The 23321-nt window shown below is 64.4% G+C and carries 21 protein-coding genes; 14 read left to right on the plus strand and 7 right to left on the minus strand.

What is annotated here, in order from left to right:
- Positions 1-55 precede the first annotated feature (55 nt).
- Entirely contained in the window at positions 56-1897 is a 1842-nt protein-coding gene (locus HNE05_RS01700) for an O-linked N-acetylglucosamine transferase, SPINDLY family protein (protein ID WP_173211438.1), read from the plus strand.
- 24 nt (positions 1898-1921) lie between these two features.
- The gene (locus HNE05_RS01705; RefSeq protein WP_173211440.1) at positions 1922-2749 is read left to right on the plus strand and encodes a hypothetical protein; all 828 of its coding nucleotides are present in this window, start codon (positions 1922-1924) and stop codon (positions 2747-2749) included.
- Between the two features lie 58 nt (positions 2750-2807).
- Here the strand turns inward: HNE05_RS01705 and HNE05_RS01710 are convergent, their stop codons facing one another.
- The 3 genes from HNE05_RS01710 to HNE05_RS01720 are packed head-to-tail and all read right to left on the minus strand — an operon-like array spanning position 2808 to position 7188.
- Complete coding sequence (locus tag HNE05_RS01710; RefSeq protein ID WP_240008798.1) at positions 2808-4133, minus strand: TolC family outer membrane protein; 1326 nt, start codon at positions 4131-4133, stop codon at positions 2808-2810.
- 2 nt (positions 4134-4135) lie between these two features.
- Positions 4136-5464 (minus strand): HlyD family type I secretion periplasmic adaptor subunit, encoded by a 1329-nt coding sequence (locus HNE05_RS01715; protein WP_173211445.1) that lies wholly within the window; start codon positions 5462-5464, stop codon positions 4136-4138.
- 2 nt (positions 5465-5466) lie between these two features.
- Positions 5467-7188, minus strand: coding sequence for a type I secretion system permease/ATPase (locus HNE05_RS01720; protein WP_173211447.1), 1722 nt, complete (start codon positions 7186-7188; stop codon positions 5467-5469).
- Positions 7189-7409: 221 nt separating this feature from the next.
- On the opposite strand from HNE05_RS01720, the gene HNE05_RS01725 reads away from it, so the two are divergent.
- Positions 7410-8171, plus strand: a complete 762-nt coding sequence (locus HNE05_RS01725; protein WP_173211449.1) for a substrate-binding periplasmic protein — start codon at positions 7410-7412, stop codon at positions 8169-8171.
- Between the two features lie 352 nt (positions 8172-8523).
- Here the strand turns inward: HNE05_RS01725 and HNE05_RS01730 are convergent, their stop codons facing one another.
- From HNE05_RS01730 to gpmI, 3 genes are all read right to left on the minus strand, one after another.
- The gene (locus HNE05_RS01730) at positions 8524-9831 is read right to left on the minus strand and encodes a S41 family peptidase (protein WP_173211451.1); all 1308 of its coding nucleotides are present in this window, start codon (positions 9829-9831) and stop codon (positions 8524-8526) included.
- A gap of 41 nt (positions 9832-9872) precedes the next feature.
- On the minus strand, positions 9873-11114 hold the full coding sequence (locus HNE05_RS01735) for a murein hydrolase activator EnvC family protein (protein ID WP_173211453.1): 1242 nt from the start codon (positions 11112-11114) through the stop codon (positions 9873-9875).
- Positions 11115-11364: 250 nt separating this feature from the next.
- Entirely contained in the window at positions 11365-12900 is a 1536-nt protein-coding gene (gpmI, locus tag HNE05_RS01740; protein ID WP_173211455.1) for a 2,3-bisphosphoglycerate-independent phosphoglycerate mutase, read from the minus strand.
- A 142-nt stretch (positions 12901-13042) separates the two neighbouring features.
- Here gpmI and HNE05_RS01745 point away from each other — a divergent pair, with 142 nt between their 5' ends.
- The 3 genes from HNE05_RS01745 to secB are packed head-to-tail and all read left to right on the plus strand — an operon-like array spanning position 13043 to position 14233.
- The gene (locus HNE05_RS01745) at positions 13043-13456 is read left to right on the plus strand and encodes a rhodanese-like domain-containing protein (protein ID WP_173211457.1); all 414 of its coding nucleotides are present in this window, start codon (positions 13043-13045) and stop codon (positions 13454-13456) included.
- Position 13457: 1 nt separating this feature from the next.
- Positions 13458-13712: a glutaredoxin 3 gene (gene grxC, locus HNE05_RS01750; protein WP_173211459.1), complete on the plus strand. Its 255-nt coding sequence runs from the start codon at positions 13458-13460 to the stop codon at positions 13710-13712.
- 35 nt (positions 13713-13747) lie between these two features.
- Entirely contained in the window at positions 13748-14233 is a 486-nt protein-coding gene (gene secB / locus HNE05_RS01755) for a protein-export chaperone SecB (protein WP_173211461.1), read from the plus strand.
- Between the two features lie 290 nt (positions 14234-14523).
- Here secB and trmL read toward each other — a convergent pair whose 3' ends face one another.
- Positions 14524-14985, minus strand: a complete 462-nt coding sequence (gene trmL / locus HNE05_RS01760; protein WP_173211464.1) for a tRNA (uridine(34)/cytosine(34)/5-carboxymethylaminomethyluridine(34)-2'-O)-methyltransferase TrmL — start codon at positions 14983-14985, stop codon at positions 14524-14526.
- A 102-nt stretch (positions 14986-15087) separates the two neighbouring features.
- Between trmL and HNE05_RS01765 the strand changes: the two genes are divergently transcribed.
- From HNE05_RS01765 to HNE05_RS01800, 8 genes are read left to right on the plus strand one after another with little or no spacing between them, the layout of a single operon-like run.
- Positions 15088-16011 (plus strand): type IV pilus biogenesis protein PilM, encoded by a 924-nt coding sequence (locus HNE05_RS01765; RefSeq protein ID WP_240008799.1) that lies wholly within the window; start codon positions 15088-15090, stop codon positions 16009-16011.
- Entirely contained in the window at positions 16011-16619 is a 609-nt protein-coding gene (locus tag HNE05_RS01770; RefSeq protein WP_173211466.1) for a PilN domain-containing protein, read from the plus strand. Before HNE05_RS01765 ends, HNE05_RS01770 begins: the two co-directional genes overlap by 1 nt.
- On the plus strand, positions 16612-17280 hold the full coding sequence (gspM, locus tag HNE05_RS01775) for a type II secretion system protein GspM (RefSeq protein WP_173211468.1): 669 nt from the start codon (positions 16612-16614) through the stop codon (positions 17278-17280). The genes HNE05_RS01770 and gspM overlap by 8 nt, the downstream gene beginning before the upstream one ends.
- A complete protein-coding gene (locus HNE05_RS01780) occupies positions 17273-17593 on the plus strand; it encodes a Type II secretory pathway component (RefSeq protein WP_240008800.1) in 321 nt (106 codons plus the stop codon). The genes gspM and HNE05_RS01780 overlap by 8 nt, the downstream gene beginning before the upstream one ends.
- A gap of 5 nt (positions 17594-17598) precedes the next feature.
- Positions 17599-19194, plus strand: a complete 1596-nt coding sequence (locus HNE05_RS01785) for a pilus (MSHA type) biogenesis protein MshL (protein ID WP_173211470.1) — start codon at positions 17599-17601, stop codon at positions 19192-19194.
- A gap of 4 nt (positions 19195-19198) precedes the next feature.
- Complete coding sequence (locus HNE05_RS01790) at positions 19199-20131, plus strand: ExeA family protein (protein WP_173211471.1); 933 nt, start codon at positions 19199-19201, stop codon at positions 20129-20131.
- On the plus strand, positions 20128-21486 hold the full coding sequence (locus HNE05_RS01795) for a tetratricopeptide repeat protein (protein WP_173211472.1): 1359 nt from the start codon (positions 20128-20130) through the stop codon (positions 21484-21486). Before HNE05_RS01790 ends, HNE05_RS01795 begins: the two co-directional genes overlap by 4 nt.
- Complete coding sequence (locus HNE05_RS01800; RefSeq protein WP_173211473.1) at positions 21486-23210, plus strand: GspE/PulE family protein; 1725 nt, start codon at positions 21486-21488, stop codon at positions 23208-23210. Before HNE05_RS01795 ends, HNE05_RS01800 begins: the two co-directional genes overlap by 1 nt.
- The last annotated feature ends 111 nt before the right edge of the window (positions 23211-23321 follow it).

The following is a 23321-nucleotide window of genomic DNA, read 5'->3' on the forward strand; positions in this document are numbered from 1 at the left end:
GCCTGGCGCTGCCGGGGAGGCACGTGTGCAATCCCTCCCCTGACAAGGCGTACGCATGCCCGCCAATCCCCTTGAAAGTCCGAACCTGGACGTTGCCCTGCTGAGTGCTCTACAGCTGGCCGAGCAGGCTGCTCTCGAACCCATGCACCTGATCGCCGTGGCCGAGCGCCTGGGCCAGGCACGCCGCTCAGCCGACGTGGTCAGGCTGTACCAGACCTGGCTAGGTCATTGCAGCTCGACTGCCGACTACATCGTGCAGTTCAACCTGGGGGTAACCCTGTCGCAGCTGGAGCAATTGCCGGCGGCGGAGCAGGCTTACCGGGCGGCGATTCAGCGCAAACCGGATTTCGTCCAGGCCTGGTTCAATCTGGGCGCGGTGATCGAGCGCCAGGGGCGGGCAGAGAATGCCCTGATCATCTGGCAGTCGATGCTCGACCACCCGCTGGTGGGCCCCGAGCTCAATCCTGAGCTGTACATCATGGTGCTCAACAGCATGGGCCGGCTGATGGAGGAAACGCGCCAGCTGCAGTCGGCCGAACAGAAACTGCTGGCCAGCCTGCAGGCCAATCCGCTGCAGCCCAAGGTGATCCAGCACTGGGTGCACCTGCGCCAGAAACAGTGCGAGTGGCCGGTATTGACCCCGCTGGATGGCCTGTCCTGCGGTGACATGCTCAAGGCTACCTCGCCCCTGGCCATGCTTTCCGCCAGCGACGATCCGGGCCTGCAGTTGGCCACCGCCATGCGTTTCGTGGTCGAGCGGGTCAACCAGCGCGTAGCCCTGCTGGCGCCGCCGCAAGGCTACGACCATCCGCGCGTGCGCATTGCCTTTCTCTCTTCGGACTTCTGTCTGCATGCGGTATCGCTGCTGACGGTGGAGCTGTTCGAATTGCTCGATCGCGAGCGTTTCGAAGTCTACGGTTTCTGCTGGAGCCGCGAGGATGGCTCGGCCCTGCGTGCGCGGGTGAAGGCGGCCATGGACTACTTCATTCCCATCGGCGGCATGGATGACGCCAGCGCTGCGCAGCTGATCCAGCAGCACGAGATCGACATCCTGGTCGATCTGCAGGGCCTGACTTCGGGCGCGCGGCCGAACATCCTGGCTTATCGCCCGGCGCCGCTGCAGATCACCTACCTCGGTTTTCCGGGGCCGACCGGCCTGCCGTGCGTCGATTACGTGATCGCCGACCGCTACCTGATTCCCGATGCGGAAAAGCCTTTCTACAGCGAGAAGCCACTGTACCTGCCTGTGTTCCAGTGCAGTGACCGCCAGCGCCCGGTAGCTCCGTTACCCAGCCGCGCCGACTGCGGGCTGCCGGAAGACAAGGTGGTGTTCTGCTGCTTCAACAACAACTACAAGTTCAACGAGGAAACCTTTTCCTGCTGGATGCGCATCCTCGCCGCCGTACCGGACAGCGTGTTCTGGCTGCTGGCCGACAATCAGTGGTCACAGGCCAACCTGCTGGCCTGTGCCGAGCGCCATGGTGTGGCGGTCGAGCGGCTGATCTTTGCCCCGCGCGTGGCGCCCGAGCTGTACCTGGCGCGCTACACGGTGGCTGACCTGTTCCTCGATGCCTATCCGTTCAACGGTGGCACCACGGCCAACGACGCCCTGTGGATGGGCCTGCCGGTGCTGACCCGCTCCGGGCGTACCTTCGCCTCGCGCATGGCTGGCAGTTTGCTCACTGCCCTGGAGCTGCCCGAGCTGATCACCGACAATCTGGTCGACTACGAGCGGCGTGCCATCGAACTGGCGCGTGATCCCGCTCAGCTGCGAGACCTGCGCCAACGCCTGGCCGAGGAGCGCGAGACTTCACTGTTGTTCGATATGCCGCGCTTCGTGCGCAGTTTCGAGGAAGGCCTGCTGGCCGCCAGAAACGCCTCGGCGGCGCGCGACTGACCCCTTTTACCGCGGAAGCTACCGATGGCCCCCGAGAACCTCGTCTACGCCTGCCTGACCCATGTGCCGCTGGAGGTGGACTATCCGCACTATGTCACGCCCATCTACATGGGTGATGCGCAGGGAGAAGGGCGCCTCAACCTGCGCGACCTGGCCCCGGAGTGGGAGCCCTATCATCCCGTGCTGGGCTCGATCGCCGGTGCATTCGCCCTGAAGAACCTGCTGTTGCAGCGCCCCGGTATCAGCCATGTGGGCATCTGCCAGTACCGCAAGTTCATGACCCGCGAGCGCCTCGGCGTGCAGGCCGACAATTACCAGGTGATGGACGTGCTCTCGACCGAGCAGATCGACCGTGACGTGCTCACCGCGCAGATGCTGCCCACGGATTCGGACTTTCTGATCGGCAAACCCGGACAGTTCACCCTCAACGGGGTTAACCACGGCTACCTGTACCAGTACAAGGACGTGCACCACGTCGAGGACTTCCTGCGCTTCACCGCGGCGGCTGTGGAGCTGGGCGTGCTGGATCGCCAGGAGGTCTGTCCGTTCTTCGACGAGAAGATCTTCTTCCCCGGCGGCATCGAACTGGGTGTGCTGCCTGCGGAGTTCTGGGTCCGCCATATCACCGCCATCGAAGCGGTGGTGCGGCGCTGCGTGGAACTGCACCCGACCCAGCGGCCAGACGTGCAGGCGCGGGTCTGGGCCTTCTGTGCCGAGCGTCTGGGCAGCTACTACCTGCTGCGCCAGTTGCGCAGCCTGCCGAGTGCCAACGGCGATTGGCTGAGCCGGCATACCGGTCAGCTCAATCTGCTGGTCAAGTCTGGCGAGCGCAGTTACGTACCGGGCGTCTGAGCCCTCAGGGTCTTTTTACGATCTCCTGGCCGCGAATCAGGAGAGCGTAAACAGGCTCTCAGAATAGCGCTTCGACCTGCTGCAGCAGGCCACGGTGCATCAACCCGCTGCGTGCGTGCAGGGTGACCAGGCTCTGCAGCATCAGCAGCTTGCTGTTGAGCAGGTCACGGCGGGCCAAGAACAGGGTCTGCTGGGCGTTGAGGATATCCACCGTCGAGCGCACCCCGGCCTGGTAGCCTTTCTCGGCTGATTCCAGGGCACGCTGGCTGGAGTTCACGGCGGTTTGCAGGGCTTTGCTCTTGGCGTAACCGCTGACCACGCCCAGGTAGTTGCGCTCGATCTCCTCGGACAACAGACGGGTTTCGTCATCGAGCTGGGCCTGGGCGCTGGACAGGGCGAACTGCGATTTGCGCGAGGCGGCATTGACGCCGCCGCCGGCGTACAGCGGCACGTCCAGGGACAAGCCGAGGTAGGAGGTGGACTGGCGGCGGAAGTCGTCGGCCAGGTTGTCGCGGTCTGAGTGATTCAGTTCACCGACCAGCGCCAGCTGTGGGTAGTGCCCGGCTTTCTGCGCGCGCAGTTCCGCCTCGGCCACGGCCACCGAGTCGCGCCGGGCGTCCAGGCGGGGGGCGGCCAGTCGCGCCTGCTGCTGCCAGAAGGGCAGGTCTTCACCCGTCTTCAGGGGAGGCGCTGCCGGCAGCTCATCGCGCATGGTCACGATCTCATCGATGGCGACCCCGGTGCGTCCGGCCAAGGCATGGCGGGCGGCCTGCAGACGGGCCTGGGCCTCGATCTCCTGGGCCTTGACCAGGTCCAGGCGGGCCTGGGCCTCTTCGGTGTCGGTTATGGTGCCGTCGCCCACTTCGTAGAGCCGGCGAGTCTGTTTGACCAAGCCTTCGATGGCGATCTTCTGCTGCGCGATCAGGCTCAGTTCATTCTCCTGGCGAGCCACCTCGAAATAGGCCTCGACCACGCGCGGGAAGAGCTCCTGGAACGCATCGTCATAGATCGATTCGCCCAGTCTGCCGCGCGCCTTGCTCTGGGCGTAGTAGGCGGCCTGGGCGCGGTCGTAGAGCACTTGGCGGGCGCTCAGGCTGAGGCCGCTGCTGGTTGACTGCGGGTCTTCGTTGTTGCCGTCGAGATCGCGGCCGCGGAGCTGCCGGGTGCTGCCGTAGCGGCCGCTGGCGTTGACCTGCGGCAGCAGCGGCGCCAGGCCAATGGCCTCTTCCTGCTGGCTGGCCTGGTAGTCGAAGGTGGCGGTCTGGAACGTCGGGTCGTGGTACAGCGCGTTGTCGTAGGCGTCCAGCAGTGACAGGGGCGCCGGCTCTGCGGCCTGGGCGAGTGGCAGCAGCAAGGCAGTAAGCAGGGCGAGGTGCAGGCGCATGCTCATTCTTCCTTGAGCGCGCCGCGAATGCGCTTTTCCAGCGGGCTGAGCAGGTAGTTGAGGAAGGTGCGCTCGCCGGTCTGCACCATCACTTCGGCCTGCATCCCGGGCTTCACCTCAAGGCCGTGGGCCTGCAGCTTGGTCACGGCCTCGGCGCCCACTTCAACCTCGACGGCGAAGTAGGGCAGGCCGGTCTGCTCGTCCAGTAGCTGATCACCGGAAACCGTCAGCACCTTGCCCTCTACCACGGGCAACGTGGCGCTGTTCAGCGAGGAGAAGCGCAAATTCACCGGCAGATCGATCTTCAGTCGATCGGCAACCACGGGCTCGAACTTAGCCTTGATGATCCACGCCGAGCCGCGCGGCACGATGTCCATCAGTTTTTGCGCAGCGGGAATGACGCCGCCTTCGGTGTGCACCGCCAGGCCAATCACCTGGCCGGCGACCGGGGCACGGATGGCGGCGTTGCTGACCTCGAACTCCAGGGCCTTGATCCGCTCCTCCAGGCTGGAGGCCTCGGCCGCGATACTGGCCAGCTGGGACTCGGCCTCGATACGAAAGCTCTGTTGCAGCTGCAGGGCTTGCAGTTTGCTCTCGGCGATACTTTGCCGGGTCTTGCCGATATCCGCGATGCCGGAGGCCAGTTGGGCGCTGAGCTGGGCGGAGTTGCGCTCGGCTTCGAACAGGCGGTTACGTGGTACATAACCTTCAGCCGCCAGTTGGCGCAGACCGGCCAACTCCTTGCGCTGGTAGTCCAGCTGGGTTTCCAGATGGTTTCTGATCTGTTCATAGGAGCGCAGTTGCTCCTGCAGCGAGGCAGCCTGGTTCTCAAGAATCTGTTGGCGACTGCTCAGCTCGTCACGGCGGGTCTCGAACAGATTCTTCTGCAGATCCATATTGCGTTTGGCGCGCGGGTCGTCCTGTCGCGCCAGCAGGTCTGGCGGCCAATCGATGGCGGACAGACTGTGGCGCTCGGAACTCAGGCGTGCCTCGCTGCTGCGTGCGCTGAACCACTGGCCGAGGGCAACCTCCAACTGAGCCTGGGCCTGCACCGTGTTGAGCTGGATCAGTAATTGACCGGCCTGCACATGATCGCCTTCGCGCACCAGGATATCGTCTACTGCACCGCCGGCCAGGGCTTGTACCGTCTTGCGCTCGCCGGCCACCACGACCGTGCCGTTACCGGCTACGCCTTGCGCCAGCGGCGCCAGGCTGGCCCAGAGAATGAAGCCGCCGAGCCCCAGGGCAATAATCCACAGGCCCAGTCGGGCGGTCTTGGCGGCGGAACTGATGTCGGCTGGCAGGGTTGGCTTGGTGAGGGAGGCGGACATGATCAGCTCGTTTGGGTGCTGGGGTCTGTGCTGGCAGGGGCATTGCTCGGAAACAAGGCCTTGAGCACCTGGTCACGCGGGCCAAACATCTTCTGGGTACCTTCCTGCAGCACGAGCAACTTGTCGACTACCGCCAGCACGTTGGGTCGGTGAGTAACCAGTACCACGGTTGAGCCATGTTTGCGCAGGGCATCGATGGCGGCGACCAGCGCGGCTTCGCCAGCGTCGTCGAGGTTGGAGTTGGGTTCGTCCAGCACCACCAGTGCCGGTTTACCGTATAGGGCGCGGGCCAGGCCGATGCGCTGCTTCTGCCCGCCGGACAGGCCGAGACCGCCAGGCCCGAGCAGGGTGTCGTAGCCCTGCGGGAAGCGCAGCACCATCTGGTGAATGCCGGCCAGGGTAGCGGCTTCGATGATCTTGTTGGAGTCGGTTTCACCGAAGCGGGCGATGTTCTCGGCCACCGTGCCATCGAACAGCTCGATGTCCTGCGGCAGGTAGCCCAGGTGGGGGCCCAGCGCTTCGCTGGCCCACTGACCTATCTCGGCACCGTCCAGACGCACCGAGCCGTAGCTGGGTGGCCAGACCCCGACCATGGCGCGAGCCAGGGACGACTTGCCGGAGGCACTCGGGCCGATGATGGCCAGTACCTCACCCTTGGCCAGGGCCAGGTCGATGCCGTTGACGGCCGGGCGCTTGCTGCCCGGTGGTGTTACCACCAGGCGCTCTATGCGGATCGCCCCGGTCGGGTCCGGCAGGGTCATACGCTCAAGCTTGCGCGGGAACTCTTCGAGTAAATCGCACAGGCGCTTGTAGCTGGCCTTGGCGTTATCCAGTTGCTTCCACGAGCTGATGGCCTGCTCGGCCGGCAGCATGGCTTTGCTGATCAGGAAGCCCGCCGCCATCATCACCCCACCGGAAATCTGCCCGTCGAGAATCAGCAGCATGGCCAAGCCCATGGCCAGTGATTGCCAGGCGGTACGCACCAGGCGGGTAATGGTGGAGATACCGGCAGCTTTGTCGCTGGCCGTGGACTGTGCGCCAATCAGCCGTTGCTGCATGGCTGCCCAGCGTTTCTGCAGGTTGCTCAGCATGCCCATGGCCTGGATCACTTCGGCATTCTGCAGGGTGCTGTTGACGTATTTGGCCGAGTGCACGGAGATCTGGTTGGCTTCGTCCAGGCCCTTGCGGGTGGCATGCTCGTTCCAGATGGCCAGGGCGAACAGGATCAGTGCGCCGAGCAGGGTGAACAGCCCCAGCCAGGGATGCAGCAGGCCGGTGACGATGAGAAAGATCGGCATCCAGGGCAGGTCGAGGAGCGAGATCAAGGCCGAGCCCGTGAGGAACTGGCGCAGTGCGTTGAGATCGCTGAGCACCTGTGCCGGGTTGGCATTGTGCTCCTTGAGGCTCTTCTGGAAGGCCACGCCAAACAGACGCTCACCCAGGTCGAGGTCGATGCCGGCGCTCATCTTGATCATCACCTGGCCACGTATCCACTCGACCAGTGAGCTGAGCAGGAACAGGCCGAGAGCCAGTATGGTCAACAGCAGCAGGGTGGTTTCGTTGCGGCTGGCCATCACCCGGTCGAACACCTGCATCATGTAGATGGCCGGCACGATGGTCAGCAGGTTGATCACGCCACTGAACAGGGCGATGACCCAGAACAGACTGCGGTAGCGCAGTAACGCTGCATCGATATCGCGGGTAGGGTCGAGGCGTAGGCGCATGGGTGAATACAGGTCTCTCTACGAATCGCAGCATGATGCCACTATCGATTGCTCTTGGCATGCATGCATTGTGTGGCACTGGCTGCTGGCGTGTGCAAGCCGCATGGGGCAATCTGCGTGTGGCAAGTGAAGAGACCTTGGAGCGAAGATGTGTTGCGTTCGGCTGGGGTCGATGTTGCTTAAGTTATACTCCGGCTTTGTATTTTTATAAGGAAGCAGCTATGTCGTTGAAGCGTCTGCTGGTCGCGCTAATAGGGGTAAGCCTGTTGTACATCGGTGCAGCTCGCGCCGAAGTGGACGAGAACTACTCGGTGATTCTGATGACCGAGAACTTCCCGCCTTACAACATGGCGACCAACGACAAGAACTACGCCCGCGAGGAAAACCTCAAGGGCATCGCCGTGGAAGTGGTGCGCGAGATGTTCAAGCGTGCCGGCATCAACTACCACATGACCCTGCGCTTTCCCTGGGCGCGGATCTACAAGCTGGCGCTGGAAAAGCCCAACCACGGCGTGTTCGTCGCCGCCCGGCTGCCGGAGCGCGAGAAGCTGTTCAAGTGGGTCGGTCCGATTGGTCCGGATGACTGGGTAATGCTGGCCAAGGCCGATAGCACCATCACTATCAACAGCCTGGAGCAGGCCAAGCAATACCGCGTCGGCGCCTATAAAGGTGACGCGATTGCCGAGCATCTGGTTGCCCAGGGGCTTGAACCGCAGACGGCGTTCCGTGATCAGGACAACGTCGAGAAGCTGCAGGCCGGCAGGATTGATCTGTGGGCCACCGGTGATCCGGCGGGGCGCTATCTGGCCAAGCAGGCAGGCGTCACGGGTTTGAAGAATGTGCTGCGTTTCGACAGTGCCGAACTGTTCCTCGCCCTCAACCCGGAAACCCCGGATGAAGTGGTGAACAAGTTGCAGGCCGAGTTGGACAAGATGCGTGCTGAGGGCTTCATCGACAAGGTGCTCGCTAGCTACCTGGAGTGATACCCGCCGCTAAAGAAAAACCCGGGCTTGCCCGGGTTTTTTGTGGCTGCAGACTGGCTCAGCACCGTAGCCCGGATGCAATCCGGGAGCGGAGCGGCCTGTTTCCCGGATTGCATCCGGGCTACGACTGGATCAAAAGCCCGTTGCAACGGTATCGGGGCCGGTAAAACACTCAGGCCGTGGGAGCGAGCTCTGCTCGCGAAGCTTTATGGGATGCCCGGTTCGCGAGCAGGGCTCGCTCCTACAGTTTGCCCGTCGCAGAAAAACGCCGCGATTCCTGGGCGAAATCGCGGCGTTTTTATGTGAACAGCATCAGGGAGCTGTCCGGGCTTTGTGTGGGGCGCCGATGGGCTCAGTCGCCGCGCGTCACGCTCAGGCCCTTGAGCAGGTTGAGGGCCTGGCTGAGCTGGTAGTCGTCGTCCTGCGGGCGGGCTGGTTTTTCGCTCTTCTTGCCGCTGGGTTTGTCTGCGCCGCCATTGCCGTTGCCCAGGTGGCCGGCCAGGTCGGCTTCCTTGATGCTCTCGCCATCCTGCTCGCGGGTCAGTTTGGCGCGCGCCACTTCGATGTCCGGGACGATGCCCTGGGCCTGGATCGAGCGGCCTTTCGGCGTGTAGTACAGGGCCGTGGTGAGCTTCAGTGCGCGGTCGTTGTTCAGCGGCAGCACGGTCTGTACCGAGCCCTTGCCGAAGCTGTCGGTGCCCATCAGCACGCCACGCTTGTGGTCCTGCAGGGCGCCGGCGACGATCTCCGAGGCCGAGGCGCTGCCACCGTTGATCAGCACCACCAGCGGCACGCCTTCGCTGGCGTCGGCCGGGTCGGCATTGAAGCGCAGCTCGGAGTTGGCGATGCGCCCCTCGGTGTAGACGATCAGGCCTTTCTTGAGGAAGTGGTCGGTGACTTCCACTGCCGCCTGCAGCACGCCGCCGGGGTTGTTGCGCAGGTCGAGGACGATGCCGCGCAGCTTGCCGTTGTTGTCCTTGCGCAGCTTGGCCAGGGCCTTGCCGACTTCCTCGCCGGTGTTGATCTGGAACTGCGAGATGCGCACCAGGCCGTAGCCGTCATCGAGCAGCTGGCTCTTCACGCTCTTGACCTTGATCACCGCGCGCTGCAGCTCCACGTCGAACGGCTGGCCGCCTTCACGCAGCAGGGTCAGGACGATTTTGCTGCCGGCCTTGCCGCGCATCTTGTCGACCGCTTCCATCAGCGACAGGCCCTTGGTCGGCTGGCCGTCGATCTTGACGATCAGGTCGCCGGGCTGGATACCAGCACGCGAGGCGGGGGTGTCGTCGATCGGCGAGACCACCTTGAGGAAGCTGTCTTCCATGCCGACTTCGATGCCCAGGCCGCCGAACTCGCCGCTGGTGCTTTCCTGCAGTTCGGCGAAGTCTTCCGGCTCCAGGTAGGCGGAGTGCGGGTCGAGGTTGCTGAGCATGCCCTTGATCGCATTCTCCAGCAGGGTCTTGTCGTCCACCGGCTCGACATAGGCCGACTTGATGCGATCCATCACCTCGGCAAAGGTGCGCAACTCATCCAGCGGCAGCGGTGCCTTGGCATTTTCCACGGGCGCCGCCACCGGCTCGGGAGCAGCCTGCAGGGCAGGGCTGCCGACCAGCAGGCCAAGGGCCAGGGCGAGAGGGGTGAGGCGGTGGAAATGCGACATGTGAACTCCCAGGAATAATTGCCAATGCCAGCCTCGGGCTGTCATCCGCGACACCATTGCGCCGGGTCGCTCGGGCGGCCCTGCTGGCGAATGGCGAAATACAGTGCGGGCGTGTCCTGCCCGCCACTGGTGCCGACGGTGGCGATCGATTCGCCAGCCTTGACGATATCGCCGGCCTCTTTCAGCAGGCTCTGGTTATGGCCATAGAGGCTCAGATAACCATTGCCATGGTCGAGGATGACCAGAAGCCCGGCGCCACGCAACCAGTCGGCGAACACCACGCGCCCGCCATGCACGGCATGCACCTGGCTGCCGGCACTGGCGCCGATCAGCACGCCGTCCCACTTGGTGCGCGAGTCACCGCCGCGCGGTGAGCCGTAACGAGCCACCAGGCGCCCGTCGACCGGCCACGGCAACTTGCCCTTGGCGCTGGCAAAAGGGCCGCCATAGCTGGCGCCGGAGCTGGTGACGCTCGGGCCGAGGGGCAGTGGTTTGTTGTTCGGGGTGTGAACCTGCTGCTGTTCGAGCAGGGCCAGGCGCTGTGCTTCTGCTGCTTCGCGAGCCTGGCGGGCCAGGGTTTCCTCGATGGTCTTGAGTACGCGGGTCAGCTCGGCCTGTTCCTGCTGGCGGGCCTTGAGCTTGCTGTCGCGCGCACTGTATTCCTTGTTCAGTTTGGCCAAGGCCAGCTGACGCTCCTTGCGTACGCTGGCGAGCTGCTCGCGCTGGCTGTCCAGGGCGCTCTTCTGCTCGACCAGGCGGGTCTGCTGGGTGGTGATATCGGTCTCGATATTGGCCAGCTGGCGCAGGGTTTCGTTGAAGGCCGCCAACTGCTCCAGGCGTGCCTTGCCGAGGTAGTCGTAATAGGTGAGGGTGCGCGAGAATTTTTCCGGCTGCTGCTGATTGAGCAGCAGGCGCAGCGGCTCCTGCTGGCCGCCCTGGTAGGCCGCACGGGCCTGGATGCCGATCAGTCGTTGCTGTTCAAGGCGCGATTGCTGGAGTTTTTTTTTCTCCTGATCGAGACGCTGTAGCTCCTGCTCGCTCTTGTTCATTTCCTGCTGCAGGCCCTTGACCTGCTTCTCCAGGGTGCCCATCTCGCTTTCGGTGCGCTTGAGGTCCTTCTGTACGCCGGATTTTTCTTTCTGCAGTTTTTCCAGCAGCTTCTTCAGTTCGGCGACATCGGCGCGGGCGGCTTCCAGCTGTTGCTGGGCGGCGGCTTTCTCGTCGGCGAAGGCGGCCGGAGCGAGCAGGCTGGTCAGGACTATCAGGGCGAGGACGCGAAACATGGGCTGAGCAGCACCTGGGGTAGGAGACGGCCTAGTATGCCCGTCGCGTTGCGCAAAAAAAACGCCCGCCGGTGCTGACCGGCAGGCGTTTCGCGACGCGGAGCGCTTTAGAGTCTGTTTCGGATCTCGCGAGCTAGAGAAAAACAAGGCGAAAACGGCTGAGGAAGCGGAGTTTACGAGCTGTAAATGAGCATTCCGAAGCCGTTTTCAACGCAGTTTTTCCGACGCGCAGCAGATCCGAGACTGGCTCTTATTGCAGGCTGATGATGCTGGTGCCGGTCATTTCCGCCGGAATCGGCAGGCCCATTAGGGTCAGCAGGGTTGGTGCCACGTCGGCCAGCACGCCGCCTTCGCGGAGGGTGGCCGGACGCTTGCCGACATAGATGAACGGCACCGGCTCGCAGGTGTGCGCGGTGTGCGCCTGGCCGGTGCACTCGTCTTCCATCTGCTCGACGTTGCCGTGGTCGGCGGTGATCAGCGCTTCGCCGCCGACCTTGTCCAGCGCCGCGACGATGCGCCCGACACAGGCGTCCAGGCATTCCACCGCAGCCACGGCGGCAGAGAACACGCCGGTGTGGCCGACCATGTCGCCGTTGGCGTAGTTGACGATAATCACGTCATAACGCTGGTTCTCGATGGCGTCGACGATGCGGTCGGTGACTTCCGGGGCGCTCATCTGCGGCTGCAGGTCGTAGGTGGCGACGTTTGGCGAGGGGATAAGGATGCGCTCTTCGCCGGCGAATGGCTCTTCGCGGCCGCCGGAGAAGAAAAAGGTGACGTGGGCGTACTTCTCGGTCTCGGCGATGCGCAGCTGGGTCTTGCCATTGTTGGCCAGGTATTCGCCGAGCACGTTGGTCAGCGCTTCCGGCTTGTAGGCGCTGGGCGTCGGGATGCTCGCGGCATACTGGGTGAGCATGATGAAGCCGGCCAGTTGCGGCACGCGGGTGCGCTCGAATTCCTTGAAGCCGGGTTCGACAAACGCGCGGGTCAGCTCGCGGGCGCGGTCGGCGCGGAAGTTCATGAACACCACGGCGTCGCCGTCTTCGACTTTCACCGGCGCACCGATGGTGGTGGCTTTGACGAATTCGTCGCTCTCGCCGCGCTCGTAGGCGGCGGCCAGGCCTTCTGCGGCGCTGGCGGCATTGAACTGGCCCTGGCCTTCGACGATCAGGTGGTAGGCCTGCTCGACACGGTCCCAGCGGTTGTCGCGGTCCATGGCGAAGTAGCGGCCGGTGAGGCTGGCGATACGGCCCTTGCCGAGCCTGGTGAAGGTAGCGTCAAGCAGCTCGATCGACGGCTGGGCGCTTTTCGGCGGGGTGTCGCGGCCGTCGAGGAAGGCGTGCAGGTAGATCTTCTCGGCGCCACGCTGGGCGGCCAACTCGGCCATGGCGACCAGGTGGTCCTGGTGGCTGTGCACGCCGCCATCGGAGAGCAGGCCGAGGATATGCACGGCCTTGCCGGCACTGACCGCCTTATCCACGGCGCCGGTGATGGCGGCATTGCTGAAGAACTCGCCATCGCGGATCGCCTTGGTCACCCGGGTGAAGTCCTGGTACACCACACGGCCGGCGCCGAGGTTCATGTGGCCGACTTCCGAGTTGCCCATCTGTCCGTCCGGCAGGCCGACATCCATGCCGCTGCCCGAGATCAGGCCGTGCGGCTGGGTGGCGCGCAGGCGGTCGTAGACCGGCGTGTCGGCCGCATGGATGGCGTTGTACTCGGGATTGTCGCTGTGGCCGAAGCCGTCGAGGATGATCAGGACCAGGGGTTTGGGCGTGGCGCTCATGGGGGCTGGCTCGCTGTGCATGGTGAGCAAAAAGGTCGCGCATTTTACGGCCATAAGCCCGCCGCGTCACCGCCCGGCGGGGCTTGGCCGATAAGGCATGCTGTGTATACTGGCCGGCATTTTAACGCCCTGGAACCGCGCAATGTTGGCCAACCTGATTGAATTTGCCACTAACCACTATGTACTGACTGCCTGCTTCGCCTTCCTGCTGGTGCTGCTGATCGTCACCGAACTGCGCAAGGGTGGCAAAAGCCTGTCCAGCCGTGAACTGACCGCACTGGTCAACAGCGATCAGGCTGTGGTGCTGGATGTGCGCAACAACAAGGATTTCGCCAGTGGCCATATCGTTGGCGCCATCAACATCCCCTTCGACAAGGTGGCCAGTCGCATGGTCGAGCTGGACAAGCACAAGGCCAAGACCGTGATCGTGGTCGATGCCATGGGCCAGCATGCCGGCAGCGTCGCCCGCGAGCTGCAGAAAGCCGGCTTCACCGCTGCCAAACTGGGTGGCGGCATCGCCAGCTGGCGTGGCGACAACCTGCCTGTGGTCAAGTGATATGCCCGAGGTCGTGGTTTACTCCAGCGCCTGGTGCCCTTACTGCATCCGTGCCAAGCAGTTGCTGAGCAGCAAGGGTGTGGCTTTCCAGGAAATCAGTGTCGACGGCAAACCCGAGGCGCGCGCCGAGATGACGCGCAAGGCCGGGCGTACTTCGGTACCGCAGATCTGGATCGGCACTCGCCACATCGGTGGCTGCGACGACCTCTATGCCTTGGAGCGCGCTGGCAAGCTGGACGCGCTGCTACAGGCCTGAACCCTTTCCGTAACCCGTAATAAGAAGACTTCGTCATGACCGAGCAAGTTACCAACGGCGCCGCCCAAGCCGAGCAAGGCCCACAGTTCTCCCTGCAACGTATCTATGTGAAGGACCTGTCCTTCGAAGCGCCGAAGAGCCCGGAAATCTTCCGCCAGGAGTGGGCGCCGAGCGTCGCCCTGGACCTGAACACCCGGCAAAAAGGCCTGGATGGCGACTTCCATGAAGTGGTGCTGACCCTCTCGGTCACCGTGAAGACTGGCGAAGAGACCGCCTTCATCGCCGAAGTGCAGCAGGCCGGCATCTTCCTGATTAAGGGCCTGGATGCCGCGTCCATGAGCCACACTCTCGGCGCGTTCTGCCCGAACCTGCTGTTCCCCTACGCCCGTGAAGCGTTGGACAACCTGGTGGTGCGCGGCTCCTTCCCGGCGCTGATGCTGGCACCGGTGAACTTCGACGCCCTCTACGCCCAGGAGCTGCAGCGTATGCAGACCGCCGGTGCGGAAACCGCTCAGGCCTAAGAGCCTGCCCACGATCTGCTGCGCGTCGGCCATACTGCGTTAAAACTGGCCTCGGGATGCTCATTTACAGCTCGTAAACTCCGCTCCCTCGGCCGTTTGACCAGCCGAAGGCTGTTACTGGTGTAGCGCCTTGTCTGGCTCTAGCTCGCGAGATCGTAAGCAGGCTCTATGCCTGCGGTAATGAAAAAAGCGCCCCGCGGGGCGCTTTTTTTCTGTCTCGATTTACCTGGCCTGGCGTGAGCTGCTCGCGACGCGTTGAACTGGCCAGGGTTCGCCAGCAGAACTCGCTCCTACTCCATGGCGAAGTCATGCTGGCGCCAGGCCTCGTACGTCACCACGGCCACGGCATTGGACAGGTTGAGGCTGCGGCACTCCGGACGCATCGGCATGCGCAGGCGCTGTGGGTCGGGGATCTGCTCCAGTATCTCTGCTGGCAGGCCCCGACTTTCCGGGCCGAACAGCAGCATATCGCCGCGTCGATACTGCATTTGTGCGTAGCTGTGACTGGCTTTTGTGGTAAATGCCAATATCCTGTCGCTACGGGTAACTGTGATACAGTCGCTCAATGACTGATGGCGTTTTAATGTCGCGTATTCGTGGTAATCCAACCCGGCGCGACGCAAGCGCTTGTCGTCCAGTTCGAAGCCCAGCGGCTCGATCAGGTGCAGCTGGCAGCCGGTGTTGGCACAGAGGCGAATGATGTTGCCGGTGTTGGGTGGAATCTCGGGCTGGAACAGGACGACATGGAACATGGGTCAGGCTCAGGGACAGGGCAGATGGCACGCATTCTACTGCGTGTTGTCACCCATCGTCGGCCTTGGTGGCGGATGATGTGCACTGGGTAAGTAGGGGGCATGCAGTTGGTGTGGTTCGCGAGAAAGAAAATAACAGCGGACGGTCTGCTCGGTATCGAAACCGGGCCTGAGGGAATTGCCCTGGCGCGCGTGCTGCGCGTGGCCGGTGAAACCCCGCGTTTGCTCGACTGCCAGTTCCGCCAGGCTGTGCCGGCTGAACAGCCCGCCGTGCTGAAGAAGATGGTTGCCGAGCTGAGCCTGGAAGGCACCCCGGTCAACCTGTTGCTGCACCCCGCCACTTACCAGATGCTCCTGCTCGACAGTCCCGACGTGCCCAGCGAAGAGCTGCGCGACGCCATGCGCTGGCGCATCAAGGATCTGATCGCCGAGCCGCTGGAGCAGGTGGTTGTCGATGCCTTCGCCCTGCCCGATGATGCCTACCGTGGCCGTTCGCGCATGGCCTATTGCGCGGTGCTGAGCAAGGCACGCATGCAGGCCTGGGCCGACTTGTGCGCGCAGGCCGGGCTGCAGCTGCAGAGTATCGATGTCACCGAAATGGCCTTCCGCAACCTCGGTCTGCTGGCTGGAGCCGAGGGCATGAATCTGGCGTTGCTGCGCCTGCGCTCCAGCGAGGGGCTGATCTGTGTGCAGCATGCTGCCGATCTATACATGGCGCGGCGTATCGAGCAGGGCCTGGATCAGGCCGGTGATGATTTCGGCGCGGTGACCCTGGAAATCCAGCGCTCGCTCGACTATTTCGAAAGCCAGCTGGGCAAGGGCTACATCAACCGTCTGTTGCTGTTGCCGATGAAGCGCAATGGCGCGGCCGTTCTGCAAACCCTGTCCACGGGGTTGGCGGTCAAGCTGCAGGCCCTCGACCTGCGCGAACTGTTCCCCGGGCAGGCCACTGCCGCGCTCGACGAAGCCGAGCAGGCCTACTGCATGGCCGCGGTAGGTGCGGCGCTGCGGCAGGAGGTCGGTTGATGCAGAACCTCAACCTCTATCAGATTGAAAAACAGCAGCGCAGCGGCCCGCAGAAAAACCAGATGCTGGCCTTGTTGGCCGTGCTGGTGCTGTTGTGCCTGGCCCATGCGGCCTGGCAAGGCTGGCAGCTGCGCCAGGGTGCTGCGCAACTGAGCCAGGCCGAAGTGGCGGCGCAAGAGCAGGAAACTCTGCTGGCCGCGGCCAAGGCCAGTTTCGTCGAGCCGCAGCTGGACAGTGGCCTGCCGCTGGAGCTGGCGGCCCGTGAGGCAGACAACCAGCAGTTGCAGCGCTTGATCGGCTACCTGCAGGTGCTGGCCAGCCAGCGCACGGCGGGGTTCGTCGCGCCATTGCAGGCACTGGCCGAGCATCATCCGGCGAGCGGCCTGTGGCTCAGCGGCATTGGCCTGAGTGCCGGCGGCACGCACATGCGTCTGCAGGGCAGCAGTCAGGACCAGGAGCTGCTGCCGCAATACCTGCAGCGCCTCGGCCAGAGCCCGGTCTTCCAGGGCCGCGAATTCGCCCGTTTCGAAGTGCTGCGCGGCGACGACCAGTTGCTGCATTTCGATCTGTCCTCCCAGGCTGGCGACAAGGAGCCGGGCAATGAATAACTGGTTGCAACGCTGGCATGGCATGGCGCCGCGCGAGCAGTGGCTGGCCTTCAGTGTCGGCCTGGTGGTCGGTGCACTGCTTTATATGCTGCTGCTCGGCGACCCGCTGAGTGCGCGCCTGGCCAAGCAACAAGCCAGTTACAAGGTGACCGAGGCACGGCGCCTGGAGGCCCAGACCGGTCTGGCCGACTTGCAGGCGAAGCTGGCGGCCGATCCCAATATCCCCTATCGCAGCGCCCTGCTGGCGGCCTCGGCCAGCCGCGAGGAGCTGATCAGCCAGATCGACCAGAACACCGCCGAGCTGGTCACGCCGCAGAAGATGAAGGCCGTGCTGGCGGAGTTGCTGCGTTCCCAACCGCGCCTGCGCCTGGTCGGCCTGGAAAGCTTCAGCGAGCCCATGCAGTTGCCCGGCGCCGCGCCGGTCAAGCTTGAGCCGGGCGCCGAGCCGGCCCCGGTCACTCTCTATCGGCATGGTCTGCATCTGCAGCTGCAAGGCGGCTATTTTGACCTGCTGGCCTATCTGCAGGCGGTCCAGGCCAGCGGCTGGAAGCTCAACTGGGACAGCCTGGATTACCAGGTCGGTGAAGGTGGGCCGTCCCAGGCGAAGATCAGCCTTAAGCTGTATACCTTGAGTCGCCAGGCGGGGTGGGTCGGTGTCTAGATTGTTGCTGCTGAACCTGTTGCTGGCGGGTGGCCTGGCTCATGCCGCACCCGCCATCGATCCGACCCAGCCGCCGGCCAACCTGCTGCCGGTCGTGAACGCCGGCGAGGTGCAGGCACCGCTGGTGCTGCAAGCGATCCTGCGGGGCGCCCAGGGCAGCCGTGCGGTGATCGGCGGTAGCACCCTGCGGGTCGGCGAAGAGCATGCTGGAGCCCGCGTGCTGGCCATCCACGCACACAGCGTATTGATTGAACGTCAGGGCCAGCAACAATTGCTGCGCCTGGCCGAACCCGTATTGAAACCGAGCCGATGAAGCCTATGAACACATTCCTGCCGCGTCTCGGCCTGCTGAGCCTGGCCTGTCTGCTGAGCGCCTGCCAGACCTTCATTGATGGCGATACGCAACTTTATGAACAGAGCGGCAAGCTGCTCGACGAAAGCCTGCAACAGGCCCAGGGGCAGAACAAGGTCATGCCGCCGCCAGCGGTGCAGGCCTCGCTGATTCCGCCGTTGAGCAGTTCGCTGAGTATCGGTAGCGGCCCGCGCTTCGATGTGTCGGCCAAGGACATGCCGGCCCGCGAGTTTTTCCTCAGCCTGATGGAAGGCGCCGGGCAGAACCTGGTGGTGCATCCGGAGGTGACCGGCAACATCACCTTCAGCCTGCGCCGGGTCACCCTGGAAGAAGTGCTGGCGGCGGTACGCGATAGCTATGGCTATGACTTCCGCCGCAGCAGCTATGGCTACCAGATCCTGCCGAACCGGGCGATCACCCGCAGCTACAACCTCAATTATCTCAACCTGCAGCGTGTGGGCGTGTCCGACACCCGCGTCAGCTCCGGCCAGGTGGTCAGTGACGAGAGCGAAAGCAGTAACAGCGATACCGGCAGCAGCTCCAGCGACAGCTCGGTGACCACGCTCAATGCCAGCCAGGTGACCACCAGCAGCGATGTCGACTTCTGGCGTGAAGTGCGCGAAGTGGTGGCGATGATCGTCGGTGGTGAGGAAGGCAACAGCGTGGTGGTTAACCCGCAGGCCAGCCTGCTGGTGGTGCGCGCCAACAGTGCCGATCAGGAGAACGTCGCGCGTTTCCTCGAACAGGCGCAACGCAACCTGCAGCGTCAGGTGGTGCTGGAAACCAAGATTCTCGAAGTGCAGCTCAATGACGGCTTCCAGGCCGGCATCAGCTGGGAACAACTGGGCAGCGATGTCAGTGCCGGTATTTCCGGTGAAACCCTTACTGGGCCGACCGGTATCGGCGGCGTGTTCAGCAGCGTGCTGAACCTGGGCGACTTCACCGGACTGATCCAGTTGCTGCAGACTCAGGGCGAGGTGCGGGTGCTGTCCAGCCCGCGCATCTCCACGCTGAATAATCAAAAGGCGGTGATCAAGGTCGGCACCGACGAGTTCTTCGTCACCGAAGTGTCGTCGAGCAGCACCACGACCACGGCTGCCGGGGTCACCGAGCCGACCCAGGACATCACCCTGACGCCGTTCTTCTCCGGCATCTCGCTGGATGTCACCCCGCAGATTGACCAGAACGATGTCGTCACCCTGCACGTGCGGCCGACGGTGAGCCGCGTCGAGGACCAGAACAAGACCATCGTGCTGGGCGAGGACAACGTCTTCAACCTGCCACTGGCCCTGTCCACCTCGCGCCAGTCCGACTCCATCGTGCGGGCGCGCAGTGGCCAGGTGGTGGTAATTGGCGGCCTGCTGCAGAGCACCAACGAGAACGAGGATGCCGAAGTACCGTGGGCCAGCACCCTGCCTTTCGTTGGCCCGCTGTTCAAACAGCAGCGCAAGGCCCTGCAGAAGAGCGAGCTGGTGATCCTCATGCGCCCGCAGGTGGTCAGCGACGAAGTGTGGCTGGATGAGCTGCGCAAGAGCGCGGAAGCCTTCAAGGAACTGAGATAAGGCGATGTACGAAGCCTTCTTCGGCCTGCGCGAGAAGCCGTTCGCGCTGACCCCCAACACCGGGTTCCTGGTGCAGCTGGCGCCTTACCAGGCCTGCCTCAATCTGCTGCGCGTGGCACTCGGTGAAGGTGAAGGCTTTATCAAAGTCACCGGCGAGGTCGGCACCGGCAAGACCCTGCTCTGCCGTGCACTGCTCAACCTGCTGGAGGGCGAACGCTACCAGCTGGCTTACCTGCCCAACCCCGGCATGAGCCCGGTTGGCCTGCGCCAGGCGCTGGCCCGTGAGCTGGGGGTCGAGGGCATCGAGGATCTGGATGCCCAGGGCATTCTCGATGCGCTGCATCGGCGCCTGATCGAGCTGGCTGCCGCCGGCAAGAGCACCGTGGTGCTGCTCGACGAGGCCCAGGCCCTGCCGACCGCGACCCTGGAAGCCCTGCGTCTGCTGACCAATCTGGAAACCGAACAGGCCAAGCTGCTGCAGGTGGTGCTGTTCGGCCAGCCGGAGCTGGACGCCACCCTGGAGCGCAACGAGTTCCGCCAGCTGCGCCAGCGCATCACCTTTTCCTACCGCCTGCGCCCGCTGGATGTGAAGGACACCGCCCGCTACCTCAACGAGCGCCTGGCCGTGGCCGGTTATCGCGGCGAACCCTTGTTCTCCGCTGCCGCGATTCGCCGCCTGGTGCGTGGCAGCGGCGGCATTCCGCGCCTGCTCAACATTCTCGCGCACAAGGCGCTGATGGTGGCCTATGGCGAAGGCCGGCGGCAGATCAGCGTTAGCCATGTGCGCCGCGCCCAGCTGGATACCGAAGGGGCTCAGCCATTTCTGCGCAGCACCACGCCCTGGCTGGGCTGGGGCCTGGCGGCGGCCAGTCTGTCGTTGCTGCTGGTGATCGGTGCCTGGCCCTGGCTGGCGCAGTGGCGGGAGTGGTTGCCATGAGCCTGGTCAACGACATGCTGCGCGACCTCGAAGAGCGTCGCGCAGCGCCTGCCGAGCGCCTGCAACTGGATGGCCTGCACGCCGTGGATGAAGCGGCGGCTTCCCGTCGTGAGCGCGCCGAGCGCATGCGCCGGGGTTCGATCTGGATGGCGGCGGTGATTCTGCTCGGCCTGCTGGTTGGCCTGATGATCGGTCGGGTGGTCAACGGTCAGATCCCCTGGGGCGGGGTGCTGCCCAAGCACGAAGCGGTGTCGTTGGCGCCGGTCGTGGCCGCGCCGCGCCTGCTCGACGTACTGCCACAACACGATAGTCGCGGTCTGGTGCTGCAGCTGCTGCTGGATCGCTCGGTGCCCTATCAGCGCACCGAGGAGAGCGGGGCGGTGAGCCTGCGCCTGCCGGGTGTGACGCTGACGGGCGAAGCCCAGCGCGGCCGCGTGCAGCGGGATGGGAGCAGCCTGTCCTGGCGCGTCGAGGCGCAGGGTGCGGATGTGCAGGTACTGCTGGTCGGGCTGGGCGAGAGCCTGGAGGTGCGTGACCGCCTGGAACCGGCCGGCGATCGCTGGGTGCTGTGGCTGGAAGTGCCGCTGACGGCGGCGCCAGTAGAGCCCGAGCCGGTCGTGGAACTGGATCAGCTGCCCGCTGCCGAACCCGCTACCGTGCAGGCCGAACCGGCCTTGCCGGCCTGGGCCACTGCCCCGCTACCCAGCGATGCGCCTGCGCCGCCAGTGGCCGCCGAGCCGGCCGCTGTTGCGCCCCCCAGCGATCCGCCGCAGGTCAGCGTCACGCCCTATCGCCCGGATGGCCTGGTCCAGGCCCGTCAGGCCCTGCAGGACGGTGACTACCCGCGCGCCATCCGCGAGCTGGAAGCCCTGCAGAAAAGCCGCGGCCGTGACCCGGAAGTGCTGCGCTGGCTGGCCCGCGCCTATCTGGCTGGTGGCGAGCAGCAGCGCCTGCTCAGCTGGTTGCCCGCTCAACTGGCGCAAATGCCCCATGACAGCGAGTTGCGCCTGTTGTTGGCGCGCAGCCAACTGCAAGCCGGCGATACCCAGGGCGCGGTGGCGACCCTGGAACAGAACGCCCCGGCGCTGGAGCAGGAACCGACCTATTTCGCCCTGCTGGCCGCCAGTTACCAGCAGACCAGCCAATGGCAGGAAAGCGCCGCGCTGTACCGGCGCATGACCGCCCTGCGTCCGAGCCAGTCCACCTGGCAGCTGGGCCTGGCGATCGCCCTGGAACAGCTCGATCAATCGGCCGAGGCCGCCCGCCATTACCGCCTGGCCCTGCAGGGGCTGGGCCTGGACGATAGCGCCCGACGCTTCGCCAGTGAACGCGCCACGGCGCTGGGAGGTCGTTGATGACCCAGGATGATCTACGCCAGCGCAAGCTGCGGCTCGGCGACCTGCTGATCCAGGCCGGACTGATCAGCGATGCGCAATTGCAGCTGGCCCTGCAGGAACAGAAACGCACCGGCTCCAAGCTCGGCCGCACGGTGGTCGACATGGGCTTCGTCGCCGAGGTCAAGCTGCTCACCGCGCTGTCCGAGCAGCTGAAGATCCCGTTCATCGAGCTCAAGCACTTCAAGTTCGACCAGCAACTGGTGCAGACCCTGCCGGAAGCCATGGCGCGGCGCTTCCGCGCCATGGTCCTGTCGCGCGAAAGCGGCGGCTTTCTGGTCGGCATGTCCGACCCGCTCGACCTGTTCGCTCTCGACGAGATGGAGCGCATCCTCAAGACCCGCGTCAACCCGGCCGTGGTGCGCGAGGCCGAGCTGCTGGCCACCCTCGACACCGTGTACCGGCGCACCAGCGAGATCGCCTCGATCGCCGGCGAGCTGGAAGGCGAGCTGAAGGACAGCGACTTCGACCTGTCCAAACTGGGCGCCGACAACAACACCGAAGCGCCGGTGGTGCGCCTGCTGCAAACGCTGTTCGAGGACGCGGTGCAGATGAAGGCCTCGGACATCCACATCGAGCCGGACGAAGGCCTGGTGCGTATCCGCCAGCGCATCGACGGCGTGCTCAACGAGCAGGTGATGAAGGAGGCGCGGGTTGCCTCGGCGCTGGTCATGCGCCTGAAGATCATGTCCGGCCTGGATATCTCGGAAAAGCGCCTGCCCCAGGACGGGCGCTTCAATATCCGGGTCAAGGGTCGCGCTATCGACGTGCGGGTGTCGACCATGCCGGTGCAGTTCGGCGAGTCGGTGGTGATGCGTCTGCTCGACCAGAGCGGCGGCGTCTCCAACCTGGACACCAGCGGCATGCCGGCCGACATGCTGGTGCGCTTCCGTCGCCTGCTGCAGCGCCCGTTCGGCCTGGTGCTGGTCACCGGCCCCACCGGTTCCGGCAAAACCACCACTCTGTATGCGGGCCTGTCCGAACTGAACAGCCCGGAGAAGAAGATCATCACCGTGGAAGACCCGGTGGAATACCGCTTGCCGCGGGTCAACCAGGTACAGGTCAACGCCAAGATCGACCTCAGCTTCGCCCGCGTGCTGCGCGCCGCCCTGCGCCAGGACCCGGACATCGTGCTGATCGGCGAGATGCGTGACCAGGAAACCGCCGAGATCGGCCTGCGCGCGGCGCTCACCGGTCACTTGGTATTGTCCACCCTGCACACCAACGACGCCCTGACCTCGGCCATGCGCCTGATCGACATGGGCGCTGAGCCGTTCCTTGTCGCCACTTCGCTAAATGCGGTGCTGGCCCAGCGCCTGATCCGTCGCGTGTGCGAGAACTGCATGGAGGCGGATACGCCCGAGCCGCGCCAACTGCTGTGGCTGGAAAACCTGCACCGCGCGCCGCTGACCGGACGCACTTTCAAGCGTGGCGCCGGTTGCCACCAGTGCCACAACACCGGCTATGCCGGGCGTATTGGTGTTTACGAACTGCTGGAAATGGACGACGGCATGATTGCCGCCTTGCGCCGCAACGACCCACAAGGCTTCGCCGAAGCGGCCCAGGCCAGCGCCCACTACCGCCCGCTGGCGTCCTGCGCGCTGGACTACGCCCTGGCCGGGGTGACCAGCGTCGAGGAAGTGCTCAAGGTCTGCGCCACCCTCACCGACGAGGTGCTGGTGTGATGCGCGGGTGGCGTGTATGCAGTCTCCCCTTCGCTATGCGAGAAGGGGTATGGATGCAGGTGCCCGGTAGCTTGGCTGTCATTCGAAAGCTTCCAGTCAAAGCCCCCTCTC

The sequence above is a fragment of the Pseudomonas campi genome (assembly GCF_013200955.2).
Classification (GTDB): domain Bacteria; phylum Pseudomonadota; class Gammaproteobacteria; order Pseudomonadales; family Pseudomonadaceae; genus Aquipseudomonas; species Aquipseudomonas campi.

Bases quoted from the DNA above. Each gene is read 5' to 3' on its own strand.
- HNE05_RS01725 (WP_173211449.1), top strand. From the start codon at position 7,410: ATGTCGTTGAAGCGTCTGCTGGTCGCGCTAATAGGGGTAAGCCTGTTG.
- HNE05_RS01735 (WP_173211453.1), bottom strand. From the start codon at position 11,114: ATGTTTCGCGTCCTCGCCCTGATAGTCCTGACCAGCCTGCTCGCTCCG.
- HNE05_RS01800 (WP_173211473.1), top strand. From the start codon at position 21,486: ATGACCCAGGATGATCTACGCCAGCGCAAGCTGCGGCTCGGCGACCTG.
- HNE05_RS01785 (WP_173211470.1), top strand. From the start codon at position 17,599: ATGAACACATTCCTGCCGCGTCTCGGCCTGCTGAGCCTGGCCTGTCTG.
- trmL (WP_173211464.1), bottom strand. From the start codon at position 14,985: ATGTTCCATGTCGTCCTGTTCCAGCCCGAGATTCCACCCAACACCGGC.
- HNE05_RS01730 (WP_173211451.1), bottom strand. From the start codon at position 9,831: ATGTCGCATTTCCACCGCCTCACCCCTCTCGCCCTGGCCCTTGGCCTG.
- secB (WP_173211461.1), top strand. From the start codon at position 13,748: ATGACCGAGCAAGTTACCAACGGCGCCGCCCAAGCCGAGCAAGGCCCA.
- HNE05_RS01745 (WP_173211457.1), top strand. From the start codon at position 13,043: ATGTTGGCCAACCTGATTGAATTTGCCACTAACCACTATGTACTGACT.
- HNE05_RS01795 (WP_173211472.1), top strand. From the start codon at position 20,128: ATGAGCCTGGTCAACGACATGCTGCGCGACCTCGAAGAGCGTCGCGCA.
- HNE05_RS01715 (WP_173211445.1), bottom strand. From the start codon at position 5,464: ATGTCCGCCTCCCTCACCAAGCCAACCCTGCCAGCCGACATCAGTTCC.
- HNE05_RS01765 (WP_240008799.1), top strand. From the start codon at position 15,088: ATGCAGTTGGTGTGGTTCGCGAGAAAGAAAATAACAGCGGACGGTCTG.
- HNE05_RS01770 (WP_173211466.1), top strand. From the start codon at position 16,011: ATGCAGAACCTCAACCTCTATCAGATTGAAAAACAGCAGCGCAGCGGC.
- HNE05_RS01790 (WP_173211471.1), top strand. From the start codon at position 19,199: ATGTACGAAGCCTTCTTCGGCCTGCGCGAGAAGCCGTTCGCGCTGACC.
- grxC (WP_173211459.1), top strand. From the start codon at position 13,458: ATGCCCGAGGTCGTGGTTTACTCCAGCGCCTGGTGCCCTTACTGCATC.
- HNE05_RS01720 (WP_173211447.1), bottom strand. From the start codon at position 7,188: ATGCGCCTACGCCTCGACCCTACCCGCGATATCGATGCAGCGTTACTG.
- HNE05_RS01700 (WP_173211438.1), top strand. From the start codon at position 56: ATGCCCGCCAATCCCCTTGAAAGTCCGAACCTGGACGTTGCCCTGCTG.
- HNE05_RS01710 (WP_240008798.1), bottom strand. From the start codon at position 4,133: ATGCGCCTGCACCTCGCCCTGCTTACTGCCTTGCTGCTGCCACTCGCC.
- gpmI (WP_173211455.1), bottom strand. From the start codon at position 12,900: ATGAGCGCCACGCCCAAACCCCTGGTCCTGATCATCCTCGACGGCTTC.
- HNE05_RS01705 (WP_173211440.1), top strand. From the start codon at position 1,922: ATGGCCCCCGAGAACCTCGTCTACGCCTGCCTGACCCATGTGCCGCTG.
- gspM (WP_173211468.1), top strand. From the start codon at position 16,612: ATGAATAACTGGTTGCAACGCTGGCATGGCATGGCGCCGCGCGAGCAG.